The organism is Mesorhizobium sp. M0910 (assembly GCF_040319465.1).
Lineage (GTDB): Bacteria > Pseudomonadota > Alphaproteobacteria > Rhizobiales > Rhizobiaceae > Mesorhizobium.
Window position 1 is genome coordinate 1 of record NZ_JAMYNZ010000040.1, and the last position, 2,586, is coordinate 2,586.

Here is a 2,586-nt window from a genome sequence, read left to right on the forward strand (position 1 = left end):
CATCTCGGGGTCATTCTGCCCATGTTGGGCAGGAGGTCGAGGTCCATTACCGTTGGCACCCGTATTTCGGACGTCGGCTTCGCTGCGAGAACAGCGAAGAGCGCGCCAACGGCCGGATCATTCATCTCGTCGTCGCGCCCGGGCATGTCATTACCGCTCCGGCCTGGATGATCGATCCCGTGGCTTGCGCGGCGATGGACCTAGGCCCCCCGCGCGTATCGCTTGCCGCGCTGCTTGAGCTACACAAGCTCTTGATCGAACGCCGTTTCCGGCGAGGCTCTCCGGATGGTTTCACCATCGCGGAGGCGCAACATGAGAACCCTGCCACCCCCGACACGATCTCTCGTGGTCGTTCGCCAACTCAGCTTGCCACTCGACTCGGAGAAGCTGAACGGGCTGAGTTCAGCGCAACGGACCATAGTGATCGCCCGGCTCGCCAACGTATTGATGGCCGCCGCCGGCGTGGCAACGGAGGAGGAGAGCTGCGATGACGAGCGGTAATCTGATTCCGACTGCCGTCCTCAAGCGCAAGGCCGTCGTCTATGTGCGTCAGTCCACTCAGGCGCAGGTTCAGCTCAACCTTGAGAGCCAGCGTCGGCAATATGAGCTTGTCGACGTCGCGCGGCGCTGGGGATTCCGCAAAGTAGAGGTGATCGACGAGGATCTGGGACGAACCGCAAGCGGGGCTGTGGAACGTCCCGGTTTCGAGCGCCTGGTCGACGATCTGTGCACCGGCCATGTGGGCGCCGTGCTTTGCCTGGAGGCGTCCCGCCTGTCGCGCAACGGGCCGGACTGGCATCGGCTGCTCGAGTTGTGCGGCGAAGTCGATGCACGCGTGATCGATCTGGACGGAGTCTACGATCCGGGATTGCCGAACGACCGCCTGTTGCTCGGTATGAAGGGCAGCATCAGCGAGTTCGAGCTCGGCGTGCTGCGTGCCCGCATGTACGAGGCCGCCCGTGCCAAGGCACAGCGCGGGGAACTGCGCATCTCCGTGCCCTTCGGCTATGTCTGGCACCGCGATTACGGTCTCGGGTTCGATCCCGACATGCGCCTGCAGGAGACTATTCGCCTGATCTTCGCGCGTTTCCGCGAACTCGGCAGTGCGCGGCAAGTGTTGATCTCGATGATCGATGACGGCGTGCATTTCCCCAGACCCTCCGACGGCAAGAAGATGGTGTCCTTCGACTGGGTTCCGATCCGCTACCGCAACGTGATCTCGATCCTGAAGAACCCGTTCTACGCCGGCGCCTATGTCTATGGTAAGAGCGAGAAGCGCACTGAGATCGTCGATGGCCGCGTTCGCAAGAGCTATGGCCATTACAAGCCGGCTAGCGAGTGGGCGGTGGTGCTCAACGACCATCACGAAGGCTACATCGGATGGAGCGAGTACGAACGGAACCAGGAACTGCTCGCGGCCAACGCTTATGGCAAAGCCGGCGGCGTCAAGTCGGGCCGCGGCGGTCGCGCGCTGCTCCCGGGTCTCATCTCCTGTGGTCGATGCGGGCGAAGACTGGTTGTCATGTATGCCGGACGCGGCCAAGGGTATCCGGTATATCGCTGCGAGCGCGGCAACCTCATGATGGCCCAGGCGCGATGCATGTCGTTCAACGGCTTTCGCACCGACGCGGCGGTGACCCGCGAAGCGCTGGAGGCGGTTGCGCCGATGGCGATCGAAGCGGCGTTGGAGGCTGAACGCATGCAGCTGGAGAGCGAAGCCAAGCGGCGGCAGATGATCGAGATGGACCTGCAGCAGGCGCGCTATGAGGCATCGCTCGCCGAGCGCCGCTATGCCGCTTGCGACCCGGAGAACCGGCTTATTGCGGCCCAGCTCGAGAAGAGTTGGGAAGCCACGCTCAGGCGCGTGGAGACGTGCGAGGCGCGGCTGAGCGAAGTCCAGCGTGTGGAGCCTGTCGACGCGGTTCCGGACTTCACGGGCTTCGCCCAGAATCTCGAGGCCACCTGGAACGCGCCGAGTGTCGACATGCGCTGTCGTCAGCAACTGCTGCGCGCGCTCATCAAGGACATCGTGGCCGATGTCGATGACGATGCGCGCGACGTGATCTTGACCATCCACTGGCACGGAGGCCAGCACTCGCAGGTACGGGTTCGCAAGCCCAAATCCGGAGAGCATGGCCAGCGTACGCCTGAGGAGGCTCTGGCCATCATGCGATCCATGGCAACCCGGTGGTCGGATGCCGAAATCGCTGCCACACTCAACCGCATGGGCATGCAGACCGGTCAGGGAAAGACCTGGACCGCGCGTCGCGTCCAATCGCTGCGCACGGTACACAAGATCAGCGGCTATCGCTCTTCCGACAAGAATGGCGAGTGGCTTACCATGTCGGACGCGGCCGCCCGGCTTGGCGTCTCACACGTCAAAATCCGCCGGTTCATCAGGGATGGCCTATTGCCCGCCGAGCAGGTCATGCGCGGCGCGCCCTACCAGATCCGCGCCAGCGACCTCGAAGACGAACGGATCAAGGCCGATTTGACGCGCAATACTCCGCGTCGCATCCACGACGACAACCAAGAATCGCTGTTTTCCGCCATTTGAAAAGGAGGTGCATAATGAATCGGTCTTCG

1 protein-coding gene is annotated in these 2,586 nt (G+C 63.1%); it reads left to right on the forward strand.

The window, feature by feature from the left end:
* Positions 1-487 precede the first annotated feature (487 nt).
* Positions 488-2,557 carry a recombinase family protein gene (locus tag NKH78_RS32445; RefSeq protein WP_352885233.1) on the forward strand — a complete coding sequence of 690 codons (2,070 nt, stop codon included), beginning with the start codon at positions 488-490 and terminating at the stop codon, positions 2,555-2,557.
* Positions 2,558-2,586 lie beyond the last annotated feature (29 nt).